Source organism: Williamsia sp. CHRR-6, from assembly GCF_018474015.1.
In the GTDB taxonomy this organism is placed as follows: domain Bacteria; phylum Actinomycetota; class Actinomycetes; order Mycobacteriales; family Mycobacteriaceae; genus Williamsia_A.
On record NZ_JAHCSG010000004.1, the window covers coordinates 132959 to 149119 of the forward strand.

15 protein-coding genes and 1 riboswitch are annotated in these 16161 nt (G+C 67.1%); of the genes, 10 read left to right on the forward strand and 5 right to left on the reverse strand.

Features of this window, described 5'->3' with window-relative positions; all coding sequences use genetic code 11:
* Positions 1 to 19 precede the first annotated feature (19 nt).
* Together KIK15_RS12180 and KIK15_RS12185 are read left to right on the forward strand one after the other, a co-directional pair.
* Positions 20 to 1549, forward strand: coding sequence for a TldD/PmbA family protein (locus KIK15_RS12180; RefSeq protein ID WP_214244831.1), 1530 nt, complete (start codon positions 20 to 22; stop codon positions 1547 to 1549).
* A complete protein-coding gene (locus KIK15_RS12185; protein WP_214244833.1) occupies positions 1546 to 2916 on the forward strand; it encodes a metallopeptidase TldD-related protein in 1371 nt (456 codons plus the stop codon). Before KIK15_RS12180 ends, KIK15_RS12185 begins: the two co-directional genes overlap by 4 nt.
* A gap of 42 nt (positions 2917 to 2958) precedes the next feature.
* Here the strand turns inward: KIK15_RS12185 and cynS are convergent, their stop codons facing one another.
* Positions 2959 to 3411 (reverse strand): cyanase, encoded by a 453-nt coding sequence (cynS, locus tag KIK15_RS12190; RefSeq protein WP_214244835.1) that lies wholly within the window; start codon positions 3409 to 3411, stop codon positions 2959 to 2961.
* Positions 3412 to 3582: 171 nt separating this feature from the next.
* Between cynS and KIK15_RS12195 the strand changes: the two genes are divergently transcribed.
* Both KIK15_RS12195 and KIK15_RS12200 read left to right on the forward strand, forming a co-directional pair.
* The gene (locus KIK15_RS12195; protein ID WP_214244837.1) at positions 3583 to 4572 is read left to right on the forward strand and encodes an ATP-binding cassette domain-containing protein; all 990 of its coding nucleotides are present in this window, start codon (positions 3583 to 3585) and stop codon (positions 4570 to 4572) included.
* Entirely contained in the window at positions 4569 to 5417 is an 849-nt protein-coding gene (locus KIK15_RS12200; protein ID WP_214244839.1) for an ABC transporter permease, read from the forward strand. The genes KIK15_RS12195 and KIK15_RS12200 overlap by 4 nt, the downstream gene beginning before the upstream one ends.
* A gap of 12 nt (positions 5418 to 5429) precedes the next feature.
* On the opposite strand, the gene KIK15_RS12205 is transcribed toward KIK15_RS12200, so the two are convergent.
* The gene (locus tag KIK15_RS12205) at positions 5430 to 6737 is read right to left on the reverse strand and encodes an ROK family transcriptional regulator (RefSeq protein WP_214244840.1); all 1308 of its coding nucleotides are present in this window, start codon (positions 6735 to 6737) and stop codon (positions 5430 to 5432) included.
* A gap of 387 nt (positions 6738 to 7124) precedes the next feature.
* Here KIK15_RS12205 and KIK15_RS12210 point away from each other — a divergent pair, with 387 nt between their 5' ends.
* Together KIK15_RS12210 and sfnG are read left to right on the forward strand one after the other, a co-directional pair.
* Positions 7125 to 8303, forward strand: a complete 1179-nt coding sequence (locus tag KIK15_RS12210) for an LLM class flavin-dependent oxidoreductase (RefSeq protein ID WP_214244843.1) — start codon at positions 7125 to 7127, stop codon at positions 8301 to 8303.
* Positions 8304 to 8349: 46 nt separating this feature from the next.
* A complete protein-coding gene (gene sfnG, locus KIK15_RS12215) occupies positions 8350 to 9459 on the forward strand; it encodes a dimethylsulfone monooxygenase SfnG (RefSeq protein WP_214244845.1) in 1110 nt (369 codons plus the stop codon).
* On the opposite strand, the gene KIK15_RS12220 is transcribed toward sfnG, so the two are convergent.
* Positions 9369 to 10628, reverse strand: a complete 1260-nt coding sequence (locus KIK15_RS12220) for a glycosyltransferase 87 family protein (RefSeq protein WP_214244847.1) — start codon at positions 10626 to 10628, stop codon at positions 9369 to 9371. The genes sfnG and KIK15_RS12220 overlap by 91 nt on opposite strands.
* A gap of 55 nt (positions 10629 to 10683) precedes the next feature.
* Between KIK15_RS12220 and KIK15_RS12225 the strand changes: the two genes are divergently transcribed.
* The 3 genes from KIK15_RS12225 to KIK15_RS12235 all read left to right on the forward strand — a co-directional run bounded on the left by KIK15_RS12225 (position 10684) and on the right by KIK15_RS12235 (position 13706).
* Positions 10684 to 11691: a sigma-70 family RNA polymerase sigma factor gene (locus KIK15_RS12225; protein ID WP_214244849.1), complete on the forward strand. Its 1008-nt coding sequence runs from the start codon at positions 10684 to 10686 to the stop codon at positions 11689 to 11691.
* An 85-nt stretch (positions 11692 to 11776) separates the two neighbouring features.
* Complete coding sequence (locus KIK15_RS12230) at positions 11777 to 13039, forward strand: sensor histidine kinase (protein ID WP_214244851.1); 1263 nt, start codon at positions 11777 to 11779, stop codon at positions 13037 to 13039.
* Complete coding sequence (locus KIK15_RS12235; RefSeq protein WP_307851868.1) at positions 13023 to 13706, forward strand: response regulator transcription factor; 684 nt, start codon at positions 13023 to 13025, stop codon at positions 13704 to 13706. Before KIK15_RS12230 ends, KIK15_RS12235 begins: the two co-directional genes overlap by 17 nt.
* A gap of 187 nt (positions 13707 to 13893) precedes the next feature.
* Here KIK15_RS12235 and KIK15_RS12240 read toward each other — a convergent pair whose 3' ends face one another.
* Positions 13894 to 14259, reverse strand: coding sequence for a helix-turn-helix transcriptional regulator (locus KIK15_RS12240; RefSeq protein WP_214244853.1), 366 nt, complete (start codon positions 14257 to 14259; stop codon positions 13894 to 13896).
* Between the two features lie 119 nt (positions 14260 to 14378).
* Here KIK15_RS12240 and KIK15_RS12245 point away from each other — a divergent pair, with 119 nt between their 5' ends.
* Positions 14379 to 15077 (forward strand): histidine phosphatase family protein, encoded by a 699-nt coding sequence (locus tag KIK15_RS12245; RefSeq protein WP_214244855.1) that lies wholly within the window; start codon positions 14379 to 14381, stop codon positions 15075 to 15077.
* A 12-nt stretch (positions 15078 to 15089) separates the two neighbouring features.
* Here the strand turns inward: KIK15_RS12245 and KIK15_RS12250 are convergent, their stop codons facing one another.
* The gene (locus KIK15_RS12250) at positions 15090 to 15767 is read right to left on the reverse strand and encodes an energy-coupling factor ABC transporter permease (RefSeq protein WP_214244857.1); all 678 of its coding nucleotides are present in this window, start codon (positions 15765 to 15767) and stop codon (positions 15090 to 15092) included.
* Positions 15768 to 15881: 114 nt separating this feature from the next.
* Positions 15882 to 16087, reverse strand: a riboswitch (cobalamin riboswitch).
* Between the last annotated feature and the right edge of the window lie 74 nt (positions 16088 to 16161).

A 16161-nucleotide genomic window follows, 5' to 3' on the forward strand; every position in this document is an offset into this window, starting at 1 on the left:
GTTGGTTAGGGTCAGGGTCGTGACCTCTTCTCACGACCGAACGGTCGATGCGGACTTCGTGGCGTTGCCGCTGCATGAGTTGGCTGATGCCGCACTCACCACAGCCACCGCCGCCGGCGCCGCCCACGCCGATCTACGGGTGCACCGGATCCGCACGCAGACACTGCGACTGCGCGACGGTTCGGTCCAGTCGTCGGTGGACTCCACCGAGCTGGGCCTGGCGGTCCGGGTGATCGTCGACGGCACCTGGGGTTTCGCCTCGCATGCGGCGCTGGACACCACGGTGGTCCGCGAGACCGTGCATCGGGCGGTCGAGGTGGCGCGCGCGCTGCGCTCCCTCAACCGCGATCCGGTGGTCTTGGCCGACGAACCCGTCTACACCGACGCCACCTGGGTATCGGACTACGAGGTGGATCCGTTCACGGTGTCCACTGCCGACAAGGTGGGTGTCCTGGCCGACTACTCCGAGCGCCTGCAAGCCGCCGACGGGGTGGACCATGTGTCCGCCTCGGCGATGCTGGTCAAGGAACAGACCTTCTACGCCGACACCGCAGGGTCACGTATCACCCAGCAGCGGGTACGCGTGCATCCGGAGTTCGAGGCGACCACCGTCGACTCGGCCGCAGGCACGTTCGAGACGATGCGCACGGTGGCCCCACCGGTCGGTCGCGGGTGGGAGTACCTGACCACCACCGAGGCGGGCTGGGACTGGGCGGACGAACTGGCTCAGATCCCCGAGTGGTTGGCCGAGAAGGTGAAGGCGCCGAGTGTGAGCGCCGGACCCACCGACCTGGTCATCGACCCGACCAACCTGTGGCTCACCATCCACGAGTCCATCGGTCACGCCACCGAATACGACCGGGCCATCGGTTACGAAGCCGCCTACGCCGGGACATCTTTCGCCACCCCCGACCAGCTGGGCACGCTGCGCTACGGCACCCCGATCATGCACGTGACCGCCGATCGCACCCAACGTCACGGGCTGTCGAGCATCGGCTACGACGACGACGGTGTGGCCGCACAACAGTGGGATCTGATCCGCGAGGGCACGCTGGTGGGGTATCAGCTCGACCGGGTGTTCGCGCCCCGACTGGGTCTGACGCGGTCCAACGGGTGCTCCTATGCCGACTCTGCCCACCACGTCCCCATCCAACGGATGGCCAACGTGTCGCTGCAACCCGACCCGGCCGACGACACCAGCACAGCCGAGCTGATCTCGAAGGTGGAGAACGGGATCTACATCGTGGGCGACAAGTCCTGGTCGATCGACATGCAGCGCTACAACTTTCAGTTCACCGGACAGCGGTTCTTCCAGATCACCAACGGCCAGTTGACCGGACAGCTACGCGACGTGGCCTACCAGGCCACCACCACCGACTTCTGGGGGTCAATGGAAGCCGTGGGCGGCGAGTCCACATGGCGGTTGGGCGGTGCGTTCAACTGCGGCAAAGCTCAACCCGGGCAGGTCGCTGCGGTCAGTCACGGCTGTCCGTCGGCGCTGTTCCGTGGGGTCAACGTCCTCAACACCCGATCGGAGGGCGGCGCATGATCCCCGGACATCAGCTGGTCGAGCTCGCGTTGGCCGCGGCCACCGTCTCCGAGACGATCGTCATCGTCTCCGACTCGTCGAATGCCTCCCTACGGTGGGCGGGCAACTCGATGACCACCAACGGGGTCACCATCACCCGAACCTGGGTGGTCATCGCGATCGTCCGCGACGGCTCCGACGCTCGCGTGGGCACCGTCAGCTCCACCAGCGTGGACGCCGACAGTGTGGCCGGGGTGGTGCGTGCTGCCGAAACTGCCGCTCGCGCATCGCAACCCGCCGACGACACCGTCGACCTGGTGCGCGCCGACACCCCCGACGACGACTGGGAGGTGCCGGCGCAGCACACCGGGGTGAGCGTGTTCGAGCCGATCACCACCGACCTCGGCCGTGGCTTCGACGGTGCCGACGCCCTTTACGGTTTCGCCACCCACACCACCTGCACCACCTGGTTGGGCACCAGCACCGGGGTGCGACGCCGGTTCGTCGAGCCGGTGGGATCGCTGGAGATCAACGGCAAGCGTGGCGGCCTCACCGGATCGAGTGCGTGGGCGGGCACCGGTACCCGCGACTTCACCGACGTGTCCGTCGACGGCCTGCTGGCCCAGCTCTCGCAGCGGTTGGATTGGGCCACAACGAAAGTAGATCTACCCGCCGGGCGTTACGAGACGCTGATGCCGCCGTCGACGGTGGCCGACATGATGATCTATCTGATGTGGAGCATGCAGGGCCGGGGGGCGCAGGAGGGTCGGACGGCCCTGGCGGCCCCCGGCGGCACCCGCGTCGGCGAGCGGCTGGGGACGCTGCCGGTGACCCTGTTCAGCGATCCGAACGCGGCCGGTCTGCAGTATGCGCCGTTCGTCGTCGCTTCAGCATCCAGCGACGGACAATCGGTGTTCGACAATGGCCTGCACCGCGACCGGGTGGACTGGATCCGCGACGGGGTGATCACCTCGCTGGCCTATCCCCGTGCTGCGGCACAGGAATTCGGCACCGAGCCCACCCAGCTCGGAGAGAACCTGCTGATGACCGGCGGCAGCGACGTAGGCATCGACGACATGATCGCGCGCACCGAGCGGGGGCTGTTGCTGACCACGCTGTGGTACATCCGCGAGGTCGATCCGGCCACGCTGCTGCTGACCGGACTCACTCGTGATGGCGTCTATCTGGTCGAGGACGGCACGGTGACGGCCGCGGTCAACAACTTCCGATTCAACGAGAGCCCATTGGATCTGCTGCGACGTGCCACCGAGGCCGGACGCACCGAACCGGCTCTGCCCCGTGAATGGGGCGACTGGTTCAGTCGGACCGCCATGCCGCCGCTGCGCATCCCCGATTTCCACATGTCCTCGGTGAGCCAAGCGCAGTAGCCCCGGCCACACGCGGACGGCGCGTCGGCGTTGGTGTGATCGTCACCATTGATAAGGCAGGAATTTGCCGTTGAAGGTGACCACCACTCGATCGCCGGCCGGGTCGGGCACGCGCGCAAAGTCGATGTTGAAGTTGATGGCGCTCATGATCCCGTCGCCGAACTCCTCGTGAATCAATTCCTTGAGCGCCTGACCGTAGACGTCGATGGCCTCGTGGAAGCGATACACGGTGGGATCGGTGGCCAGCCCATCGTCGGCGATCCGATACGGCTGTCGCGTGAGGGCCGCGATCACCTCAGACCCAAGACCCAGTGTTTCGCCGATGATCTCCGCGCAATCGCGCGGCACCGGATGCTTACCCAGCAGGGCTGCCACAGTCCACACCAACGGCTTGTCGATGCTCTCGGCCAACTCCCGCCACGTATGACCAGCGGCGATTCGCGCGTCGTTCACCAGTTCCCCGGCCTGCACCTTGCTGATGGCTGCTGCGGTCATGGGGTCCTCTCATCGTTGCCTACGCATACGCATACGCACCGTTGACGATAGGCCCGCGAATCACGGCGCGCAGAGCGACGGCGATGAGTTCTGGGCGCGACCCGAGTCAGTCACGTGTGTCCACCAAAACTGCCTCGCCACTTGTCACAGGGAAGGGCTAGCGTGTCCCCCATGTCCGAATCCACGTCCGCCATCGAGGCCATCGATCTGGTCAAGAAGTTCGGGGAGCACACCGCTGTCGACGGCGTCAGCTTCACCGTCCCCCAGGGCACGGTGCTGGGATTGCTCGGCCCCAACGGGGCGGGCAAGACCACCACCGTTCGCATGATGACCACGCTGACCGCACCCACCAGCGGCACCGCCCGGGTCGCCGGCTACGACGTGGTCGGCCAGCCCGACATGGTGCGCCGCAGCATGGGTCTGACCGGCCAGGCCGCCACCGTCGACGAGTTGCTCACCGGGCGAGAGAACATCCGCATGATCGGCGGGCTCTACGGCATCGGGCGCAGACAACTCCACGCCATCGGTGACCAGCTGTTGGAACAGTTCGCACTGACCGAAGCCGCCGACCGACCGGTCAAAAGCTACTCGGGCGGTATGCGGCGGCGGATCGATCTCGCGGTCTCCCTGCTGGCCGCGCCGCCGGTGTTGTTCCTCGACGAGCCGACCACCGGACTCGACCCCCGAAGCCGCTCGGAACTGTGGGACGTGTTGCGCGGCTTGGTGGCGCAGGGCACCACCCTACTGTTGACCACGCAGTACCTGGAGGAGGCCGATCAGCTGGCCGACAACATCGTGGTCATCGATCACGGCCGCATCATCGCCCAGGGTTCACCGCTGCAACTCAAGGAACAGGCCGGCAAGGCCAGCCTGGTGCTGACGGTCTCGCATGCCGAGGACATCGCAGCCGCCGAGGCGTTGTTGCGCAAAACCGGCAACGAGGTGTCGGTCGACACCGGCGCTCGGCGTCTCACCGCCCCCGCCGACGGGTTGGCCGAGATGAACCGGGTCATCGGCTGGTTCACCGACAGCGGCATCGAAGTCGACGACATCGGCTTGTCCCGCCCCAGCCTCGACGACGTGTTCTTGTCCCTCACGGGCCGTCGCACCGACAGCGAACCCACCGAGCATCCATCCGACGTTGTGGAGACATTGACATGACCACCACCCAGGCTCGACCCAGCGAACCCCTGATCCGCCCCGAGATCCATCAGACCAGTGTGGCCCGGCAGTCGTGGATCATGGTGCAGCGCAGCATGATCCACACCAAACGGATGCCAGAGATGTTGTCCGACGTGACCGTGCAGCCGATCATGTTCGTGCTGCTGTTCGCCTACGTCTTCGGCGCATCGATCACCAACACCGGCGGCGGCAGCTACCGCGAGTTCCTGTTGCCGGGCATCATGGGCCAGACCATCGTCTTCTCGGCGTTCGTGGTGGCCACCGGCATCACCGCCGATCTCGACAAGGGCATCGTCGACCGATTCCGGTCACTGCCCATCTCCCGCTCATCGGTGTTGATCGGACGCAGCGTGGCCAGCCTGATGCACTCGTCGATCGGTATCGCCGTGATGGCGGTGACGGGGCTGCTCATCGGCTGGCGTATCCGCGACGGGTTCGCCCACGCGATCCTGGCTTTCGCACTGATCCTGCTGTTCGGATTCGCCATGATCTGGTTCGGCATCCTGGTCGGCTCGTCACTGAAGTCGGTGGAGGCGGTCAACGGTGTCATGTTCACCGTGCTGTTCCCCATCACGTTCCTGGCCAACACCTTCGCCCCCACCGGACCGATGCCGGCGTGGCTGCGGGCGATGGCCGAATGGAACCCGATCTCCTCGCTGGTGCAGGCGCTGCGCGAGCTGTGGGGTAACGGACCGCAGGCAGCGCCCTCCGCGCAGCTACCGCTACACCACCCGGTGCTGGCGACCGTGTTGTGGTCGGTGGGCCTCACCCTGGTCATCGCCCCATTCGCCCTCCGCGCCTTCGCCAAGCGCACACAGGACTGATCCGGTGACCGATCAGGCCGTCAGCGCCAACGCCTCCAGCGGATCGGAATAGATCGCATCGAGTGACACCGCTCCGGCGGCCTGCTGCTGGACGGTGGCGCCCGCGCGGGTCACCCGCACGTCGCGGTGCAGTGCGGCGGGGGTGGCCCGCACCGCGCGAGCCACAGCAGGAAGGGTGGACGGCGAATCGGTGAACGCCTGCCCACCCAAGATCACGTGGTCGGGGTTGAACACGTCGGCGATCAGCGACACCGCGCGGCCCAGCACCTCGGCGCGCTCCAACAGGATCGCGGTGGCGGTGGGGTCGTCGGCTGCAGCTGCGGCGTGTACGTCGTCGACGGTCTCCACGGTCAGTCCCGCTGCGCGAGCGGCCGCAACTATCCCGGTGTCGCTCACCGCGGGTTCGAGCTGCCCGGTCGTGGTCGGGTCGAGCAGCGTGGTGGGTCCGGCCGGGAAATGGCCGATGACCGGTGGTCCTGCGGTCGGGCTGTACACCGAGCCCTCGACGGTGAACGCCACACCGACCATCTCGCGGGCGTAGAAGTACATGAAGCTGCCGGTGTCGTCGTCCGGGTTGACCAGCAACTCGGCCGCGGCCATCGCCTCGACGTGGGAGGCCACCGACACGGGGATACCCAGCGCCTGCGCGAGGACTGGACCGACCGGGGCCTGAGTCCACCCCAGGCGAGGATGATCGACCAGACCGCCGTCGTTGACACGGCCACCGATGGCCACACCGGTCCACAGGATGCGCTGGTTGGGCCACCGGGATGCGAACCGGCGTGCGCTGACCCCGATCGCGGCCAGCGTCTGCTCGGGGGTGTCGGCGACCGGCGTGGGGATCTGGATGGCCCCGACCACCCGGTGGAACAGGTCGTGGGTGGTGATCGAGGTGACCTTGAGCCCGATGTGCAGACCCAGCGTGAGGAACTCCGAGGAGTTCAACTCGAACGGCAAGCGTGGGCGACCGATGGCCCCGGCCGGGGCGAGGTCGGCGCGCTCACGCAGCAGACCGGCCTTCAGCAACGCGCTGACCTGCCGGTTCACCGTGGAGATGCTGAGCCCGGACTGAGCTGCGGCATCGTCACGGAAGATGGGGCCCTGCAAGCGGGCGATGCGCAGTACCACCGCCGACGGCTTGGTCGACAGGTGCAGCTGCGGGGTGGCGATGTGGATGATCGGGGTCCTTGTCAGCGGGCCGACCGCAGACCCCATGGCCAGCGGACGCACTCCGAGGCGAGGCCGTGCTCCGGTCGGTCGCGGCCGGACCGCCGCGGGACGACGAGTGCGGGTGTTCAGGTGATTGATCGAGGTGGTCATGCGGGGTTTCCCTGTCGAATGTGCCACACCAGACCTGCGAAACACAGGTGACCCGCCAGGTCAGAAGGGGTGTGGGAGCGAATGTCTGAAAGTCGGCTCAGAGACTCGTGCGACAGAGGATGCGAGCGAAGGGCAGACGGCAACCCAGCGCGGTGATCACATAGGTGACCTCCGGGATGTGGGGCGTCGTGCTCGGCATGAGCGAAAGCTAGCAAGGGCCGCCACGCACTGGCAACGCCGGGGCCTGCGAATGCGACCTGGGCCACACCCGCTGGCTTGCGATCACCCCGATTACAACCCGGCATCACCTCACCGCGCCATACGACACTGGATGGCCGAAGACGGGTGCGTCCGCTGTACTGCGCGGACGCTGACGAAAGGGTGGTCGTGTCGCTTCACCTGCACTGGTTCCTGCCGACCTACGGGGATTCCCGGAACCTGATGGCCGGGGGTCACGGCTCGACGATGACCGGCGATCGCACCGCCGACCTGCGCTACCTCAAGCAACTGGCCGGAGCGGCGGAGATCAATGGCTTCGAGGCGGTGCTGACCCCCACCGGACAGTGGTGTGAGGACGCCTGGCTGTCGACGGCGATGCTGGTGGAGACCACCGAGACCCTGAAGTTCCTGGTGGCGCTGCGCCCCGGGCTGACGAGTCCGACGCTGGCGGCACAGATGGCCTCGACGATGCAGTGGCAGTCCAAGGGCCGATTGCTGATCAACGTCGTCACCGGGGGCGAGTCGATCGAGCAGCGCGCCTACGGCGACTACCTGGCCAAGGACGCCCGCTACGAGCGCTGCGGGGAGTTCCTCGACATCGTGCGACGGCTGTGGACGACCCCAGAACCGTTCTCGTTCAACGGCAAACACCTGCGCGTGGACGACGCGTTCCTGGCTCGCCGCCCGGAGACGGTGCCACCGGTGTTCTTCGGGGGATCGTCACCGGCGGCAGGGGCGGTGGCGTCACGGTTCGCCGACACCTACCTGACCTGGGGTGAGGCTCCCGCTGCGGTGGCCGAGAAACTGAAGTGGATCCGTGGTCTGGCCGCTGCCCACGATCGCACCCTCACCTACGGAATCCGACTGCACATCATCGCCCGTGAGACATCGCAGGCAGCGTGGGCCGAGGCCGACCGGCTGCTGGCCGGCCTCGATCCCGCGCGCGTGGCCGATGCCCAAGCGGCCCTTGCCAAGTCGGAATCGGAGGGGCAGCGCCGCATGCGTGAGCTGCACGGCGGCGGTGCCGACTACTCGCAGTCCCGCGACGCCCGATCACTGGAGATCCACCCCAACCTGTGGAGCGGCGTGGGCCTGGTGCGCGGCGGTGCGGGCACCGCGCTGGTCGGCTCCTACGACGAGGTGGCCGATCGGATCGCCGAGTACGCGGCGCTGGGGCTCGACCACTTCATCCTGTCGGGATATCCGCACGTCGAAGAGGCCTTCCATGTGGGCGACGGGGTGCGCCCGGCGCTGGCGCGACGCGGCCTGCTGGGCACGTCCGAGAACACCACCGAACCGGTCCGCGGAGCCTTCCTACCCGACCTGGAACCCACCCCCGCGTCCTGAGGCCCCACCAACCACCCCTATCGAAACACCGAGAGAGAGAACGACAATGACCACGGAGAAGATCTCTGATCAGATCAAGTTCGCCTACTGGGTACCCAACGTCAGCGGCGGCCTGGTGACCAGCGACATCGAGCAGCGCACCAGCTGGGACTTCGAGTACAACAAGAAGCTCGCGCAGACCGCAGAGAACAACGGCTTCGACTACGCCCTGTCGCAGGTGCGCTACATGGCCTCCTACGGCGCCGAGTACCAGCACGAGTCCACCTCGTTCAGCCTGGCGCTGCTCGGGGCCACCGAGCGCCTCAAGGTGATCGCCGCGGTGCACCCGGGGCTGTGGCACCCGGCCGTGCTGGCCAAGCTGGGCGCCACCGCCGATCACCTGTCGAACGGACGTTTCGCCATCAACGTCGTATCTGGTTGGTTCGCAGGCGAATTCCGGGCTCTGGGTGAGCCGTGGTTGGAGCACGACGAACGGTACCGGCGCAGCGCCGAGTTCCTCGAGGTGATCCGCAAGATCTGGACGCAAGACAACGTGGAGTACGCCGGTGACTTCTACCGCATCCGCGATTTCACGCTCAAGCCCAAGCCGCTCAACACCCCCGAGCGCCCCAATCCTGAACTGTTCCAGGGCGGTAACTCCACCGCCGCCCGCAACAACGGCGGCCGCTACGCCGACTGGTACTTCTCCAACGGCAAGGACTTCGACGGCGTCGTCGAGCAGCTCGACGACCTGCGCGCGGTGGCCCAGGCGCACGAGCGGGAGGTGAAGTTCGGACTCAACGGTTTCATCATCGCCCGCGACACCGAAAAAGAAGCCCACGACACCCTGCGCGAGATCATCGCCAAGGCCAACAAGCCTGCGGTGGAAGGCTTCCGAGATGCCGTGCAGCAGGCCGGCAAGTCCACCTCTGACGGCAAGGGCATGTGGGCCGAGTCGAAGTTCGAGGACCTCGTGCAGTACAACGACGGCTTCAAGACCCAGCTCATCGGCACGCCCGAGCAGGTGGCCGAGCGCATCGTGGCCTACAAGAAGATCGGTGTAGACCTCATCCTCGGTGGCTTCCTTCACTTCCAGGAGGAAATCGAGTACTTCGGTGCCAAGGTGCTGCCCCTGGTCCGTGAGCTCGAAGCCGCCGACACCTCGGCCGCCGTCTGACGCGGCGGGTACAGCAGCGCCACGACCGCTGCGATGCCCATACCGATCAGCATCTCGCGGATGGCCCACCCCAGCGGGTGCAGCCAGACGTCGTGACCGTCGAGTAGACGGTCGCCGGCCCGGGGCCAGGTGACAATCGCGACCACCGTCGCTGACACCACCGCGCCCCGGGCCGCCCACCGTCGGTCGGCGGCGACGAGGATGGCAGCCGGGATCAAGAAGACCCAGTGGTGGATCCAACTGACCGGCGAGATGAGGCAGCCCACGATCCCGGCGACCACCACCCCCGCGAGGTGACCGCGGATGCGGTACACCCGCAGCGCCGCCCACGCCCCGAGCACCGCGACGATCCCGAGGATCGCGGTCGCGACCGCACCGGGCAGCCCGATCGTGACGAACAGGCCGGTCAGGCTCGAGTTCGAGGGCGTGCCCAGACCTGCTCCCAGCGCGACGGTGGAGTCCAGGTGCCACAGTGAGTCGGTCCAGAACGTCATCGACATGCGCGGTGCGATCGCAAACGCCACCGCAGCCGCGCCGCCGAACGTCACGGTGGCCGCCCCGAGCGTGCGCCACTGCCGGGTGCCGGCCAGGTAGGCGAAGAACACCAGCGGGGTCAGTTTGATCGCGGCCGCCAGCCCCACCAGCACACCGCGCGGCAGAAACGCCAGCACCCGATCCGACCGGCCGATGTCGGCGACCACCAACACCGCCAGCAGAAGGTTGATCTGCCCGAACGACAGGTGAATGGAGACCACGGTGGTGGCGCAAGCGGCGATCCAGGCGATCGCGACCATCAGGTCCCGACGCGCAACGTTCGCCGGCACGGACAGGTGGACCAGCGCCAGCACCAACAGCACCGACAGCGCCGTCCACACCGTCGCGCCGAGGGTCATGCCGAAGAGGTTCGTGGGCCACAGCACGATGGCGGCAAACGGCGGGTAGGTGAACGGCATCCCGTCGGGCTGCCCGATCAACGCGCCCCGCAACCCTGCCGCGTAGATGTCCTCGCCTCGCCAAGCCCCGGCCGAGCCGTAGCGATAGACCACCCAGTCGATCGGGTTCACGCTGCGAACCTGGTCGAACACGACGGTGATGATCACGGTCACCGCGACGACGGCCAGCACGCGCACTGCCGTCCGCGCCCCGTTGCCCACCACACCATTCAACACGACGAAATCGGTTGATCGTCAGCCCGTTTCCCACGACGTCACCTACCGTGTCCGCATGAGCGTGCAGAACGATCCGCGTCCATCCACCACCGATGCCGACTTCCTACTCGCCACCGAACCGCTGCGCCGCGAGATCACCGCGCACTGCTATCGGATGATGGGCTCCCACCACGATGCCGAGGATCTGACCCAGGAGACGTATCTGCGTGCCTGGCGCGGGTTCGCGGGTTTCGACGGCCGGGCATCGGTCCGCACGTGGCTGCACCGGATCGCCACCAACACGTGTCTGAGCGCACTGGAATCGACGTCGCGGCGGCCGCTGCCATCGGGGCTCGGGACCGACGCATTCGACCCCACCGACACCTTGCTCACCGACACCGAAGTGCCGTGGCTGCAACCGTTTCCCGGTGCCGCACCATCAGAACGCGATGACCCGGCCCAGATCATCGGGGTCAACGAGTCCATCCGATTGGCTTTCGTCGCCGCGCTGCAACATCTCCCCGCTCGACAACGCGCGGTGCTGATCCTGCGAGATGTGCTGGCGTGGAGGGCATCGGAGGTAGCCGACACCGTCGGGCTGAGCGTGGCCTCGGTGAACAGCCTGCTGCAGCGAGCGCGGGCCACCCTGCGTGAGGTCGACCCTGACCACGACGCCCAGTGCGAACCCAGCGACGCCACCACCCGCGCCACCCTTGCCCGTTGGGTCGCCGCATTCGAGGAGTACGACGTGGAGGCGATCGTGTCGATGTTCACCACCGACGCCATCTGGGAGATGCCACCCTTCACCGGGTGGTACCGAGGTGGCGAGCAGATCGGGACCCTGATCCGCGGCAACTGCCCGGCCAGTGCGCCCGGCGACCAGATCCTGGTGCCCACCGTCGCCAACGGCCAGCCCGCATTCGGCCTCTACATGCGAGGCGAGGACGGGCAGCACCGACCGTTCCAACTCCAGGTGCTCGATCTGACCACCGACGGACAGGTGCGCCACGTGGTGGCCTTCTTCGACGACGCCGAGGCGATGTTCGCCCGATTCGGCCTGCCGCAGCGCCCACCCTCACGCTGAGACAGCGCGCGACGGCGAGTGCGCTCGACGTCGTACTTCTGCCGGATGCGGCGGCCGCCGTCGATGGACCACTATGGTCCCCACGATGTCTGCCGTCTCCGAGAACCTGACCCGCCGCGTCAGCCGCAGTGGCCGCTGGCTGCCGGGCGAGGTGCGCGCCGAGCTGAGCAACGATCCGCACCCGCTGGTCGGGCGACGTTCGGTGCGAGACCACATCGTCGACGGGCTGATGGTGCTCTTTGCGCTGGGTATCGGGCTGATCGGTCTCCTGGAACTCCTCGACAGCCGGGATTGGCCGAACTGGGTGGTGGCGGTCAACCTCATCGGGTTGTTCGGGACCTCGATCGCCCTGCTGTGGCGACGGCGGTGGCCGCTGCCGATCGCGGTCGTCCTCGTCGTGCTCGCGCTTCCTCTCGCGGGCGCGGGCGGTGCGGCGTACGTGGCCCTGTTCAGCCTCGCCGTGCACCGGCCGCTGCGGTATGCGATCCCGGTGGCGGTCGGGGCGATCGGCACCACCCTGGGCTACACCCTCATCTTCGGCAGCCCGCAGCCCCTGATCACGGTCACCGCGTTCACCATCTTGAGCGTGGGCGTCGCGGTGGCGTGGGGAACCTCGGTGCGCAACCGACGACAACTGCTGCTGGCGTTGGCCGAGCGGGCCAGGCGCGCCGAGGCCGAGCAGCGAGAACGTGCCGTGGCCACCCGCGCCACCGAACGCGAACGACTCGCCCGCGAGATGCACGACGTGTTGGCCCACCGGATGAGCCTGCTGTCGGTGCACGCCGGGGCACTGGAGTACCGGCCCGACGCGCCGCCCGAGGAGATCGCTCGCGCTGCCGGGGTGATCCGCAGCGGTGTCCACCAGATGCTGGAGGACCTGCGCGACGTGATCGGCATGCTGCGCAACGACTCCGACGATCTGGCACAACAGGCCACCTCGGTTGCCCGCATCCCGGCGCTGGTCGAGGAAGCGCGTGAGGCCGGCAACGCGGTCCATGCCACCGTGGAGGTCGACGCACCGCGCGAGGTGCCTGGGGTGGTGGGGCGCGCGGTGTATCGCGTCGTACAGGAAGGCTTGACCAACGCGCGGAAACACGGTGGGCCGGTACCGGTCACCCTGGAGATCCGCGGTGGGCCAGGACGGGGCATCGAGGTGGTGGTCAGCCAACCACTCAACGGGACCCTCACCCGATCCGAGATCCCAGGCACCGGAACAGGTTTGACCGGATTGAACGAGCGGGTGACGCTGGCCGGCGGCACCCTGACCCACGGCGTGATCGAACACCGATTCGTGCTGTGCGCCCGATTGCCATGGGAGAGAGGCATTGTCAGTGAACGAGGCGTCTGATCGCACAACCGACACCATCCGATTGCTCCTGGTCGACGACGAATGGTTGGTGCGCGCAGGACTGAAGACGATGCTCAGCGGCGAACCCGACATCGAGATCGTGGGCGAGGCGGCCGACGGTGCTGCGGTGGTCGACCTGGTGACCGCCACCGCACCCGACGTGATCCTGATGGACATCCGCATGCCGGGGATGAACGGGTTGGAGGCCACCGAAAGCGTTCGAGCCCTGCCTGATCCGCCCCACGTCGTCATCCTGACCACCTTCGACGCCGACGATCTGGTGATGCGGGCGCTGCGGGCCGGAGCCTCGGGATTCCTCCTCAAGGACACCCCACCGCCCCGACTCGTCGCCGCACTGCACAGCGTGGCCGCGGGCGACCCGATCCTGTCGCCGTCGGTGACCCGACAGTTGATCACCCAGGTCACCGATCCCGAACGTGATGATCGTGGGGCGCGTGCCTGCGCGGCCCTGGAGACCCTGACCCCCAGCGAACAGCGGGTGGCCGAGGCCGTGGCGCAGGGGTTGTCCAACGCCGACATCGCTCGGGAGTTGTTCGTCACGGTGGCCACGGTGAAAAGCCACATATCGCACATTCTCGACAAGTTGCAGATGAACAACCGCGTGCAGATCGCCCTGCTGGTGCACGACGCGATGCCCGACAAGTAGCTCGCGCAGGCGCGCAGACCGTGCCTGTAACGAACGACCGGTACTGTGCGATACCACCAATGTCCCACCGGACGGAGCAGTGATATCGGAAGGCAGCGCCATGAGCAGTCTTAGTTATCCGCAGGCCACGGCCGCGTTGTTCACCTCGTGCGCCACCGCGAGCATCCTCGCGCTGTTGGAGCCCGCGTCAGGCGACAGCGCGGATGGCGCGATCGCCATCGGGGGCCTGCGGGGCGATGGCGGGCACAGCCAGCGCGGTCATCTCGGTGAGCAGGTCGATCAGGTCGCCACCGAGCGCCCGAGTCACCGCGCCGATGACCTCTGACGAGGCCTCTTTCCGACCGCGTTCCACCTCCGAGAGGTAGGTCATCGAGACCCCAGCGCGGTCGGCGACGTCTTTGAGGGTGCGTTCCTGACGTAACCGCGCCGACCGCAGCGTCGCACCGAGCAGCTCACGCATCAGCGGCCCGGTGTCTGCAACCTTGGTGTCGGAAGCCGGGGCGTCGCGGGTCTCGGTCGCGAGTGCACTCGACACCACCCGAAGATCGCCCATCGATGCCTCCCAGATCTCGTTCCACAGCGGACTTCTTCCAACCTAGTCGGCGGCCGCGACAGTCGGGTGGGCACCGCGCCGATTCCGCTCACAGCGCAGTGGTGGGTGATCATGGATCGATGGGAGTCCTCTACCTGGTACGCCACGGTCAGGCGCGTGCCGGCGCGTACGGATCCGGTGCGCTCGACGACACGGCCGGTGGGCTGACCGAACTCGGTAGACGCCAGGCTGTGCGCGTCGGGCAGTCGTTGGCCGCCCGGGTGCAGCGGGTCGACCATGCGGTGTCCGGGGCGTTGGCGCGCCAGCGCGAAACCGCTGCGCTCGCTCTCGCCGAGATCGGTGCGGCGGCCACTCCCCTCGTCCACGCCGGTTTCGACGAATACGACCTCGGTTCCGTCACTGCACCATCCCGCAGGGATCAGCCCACCGCTTCTGATCCCCTGGCCCCGGGGCCGTCGGGAAAGGCGTTTCAGACCGGGCTCGACGACGGTCTGCGGGCCTGGATCGCGGGCACGATCGACGGCGGAGGGTCATATGCCGACTACCGGGCCCGCTGCGCAGCAACCCTCGATGACGTTGCGGCCCAGGCAGGGTCGGGACAGACCGTGGTGGCGTTCTCCTCGGCCGGCACCATCACCGCGATGATCGCAACGATATGGGGACTCGATGACGAGCGGTGGATCACGCTGTCGCGAACCATGATCAACACCTCGATCAGCAAACTTCTGTGCGGCCGATCGGGGATCTCGGTGGTGTCGATCAACGACCACACCCATGTGGATGTGGCCGCTGATCGCACCCTGATGACGTTCCGCTGAGGCCCGCAACGCTCAGGCGGCGGCGAACAATCGCCGCTCGGTAATCGGGTTGTCGACAAGACGCCGCGCCCACTTCGCTGCGGCCAGCACCGCGAGATCGGCGAGTGGTTCGATGAGGATCACCGTCAGATACGCCAGACCAAAGGTGGCGATGGCGGCCAACGTCGAGGCACTGACACCCTCTCCGTAGAGAGCCCAGAACGTCACCCAGCCGACGATGCCCGCCTGATAGGTGCTCGAAAGAGCAAGTACCTGACGGTAAGTCAGGTCAACGTACGCCCGCTGGGCAGGGATCACGCGCTTGGCGACCAGCCCTATGGTGAACAGTGGCACCAGCAGGGTGGTCACGTTCATCCCGTACTGGGGTAGGTCGAACGGGGCGAAGAACACGCCCTGGACCAAGAGCCCGGCGGCCAGTCCCACCGCTGCCGGAGCCGCGCCGAAGATGAGGAACAGAGTGGACCCGAGTATCAGGTGCACTTCTGAGACCCCAACGGGCACATGCGGAAAGATCTGGAAGAAGACGAACACGGCCACGGTGCTCAGCATCGACCCGACGGCGAGCGAGGACATTCCACGCTCCCGCACGTGTCGGATTCCGAGCTGCGCGGCCACGGCGCCCACACCACCGGCGGTCAGGTAGCTGAGGATGATTTTGGGACCTTCGACGATCCCGGGTTCGATGTGCACGGCAATACCTTTCGGATACAGCTGAGCCGAACCGCCCGACGGAGCCGACCAAGGTACGACGCATCGCCACCCGGCCGCCGGCCCGATCCACGAGGCGATGCGACAGCCGGACACGGCGTATCCGGCACAGGCGGCAGGTCTTCGGACTCTCGGACATCGCACATGGTGCACCTACTGGACGCCTCTTCCCAGCCTGATCGTTCTGGCCAGTGAGTGTGGCGACGGTCGTTTCCGATCACCGCTGCGGGTCAGTCCCGGAATTTCACCGGGTTCCCTCTCACACATCGCGTCGCGATGCGCTCGACGACTCTCGAATCGGATACATCGAATCGAGCAGCCGGACCGTCTGCGCTGCTGAACATACCCTGCGGGTGCCCGTTTCGATGCGGCGCTG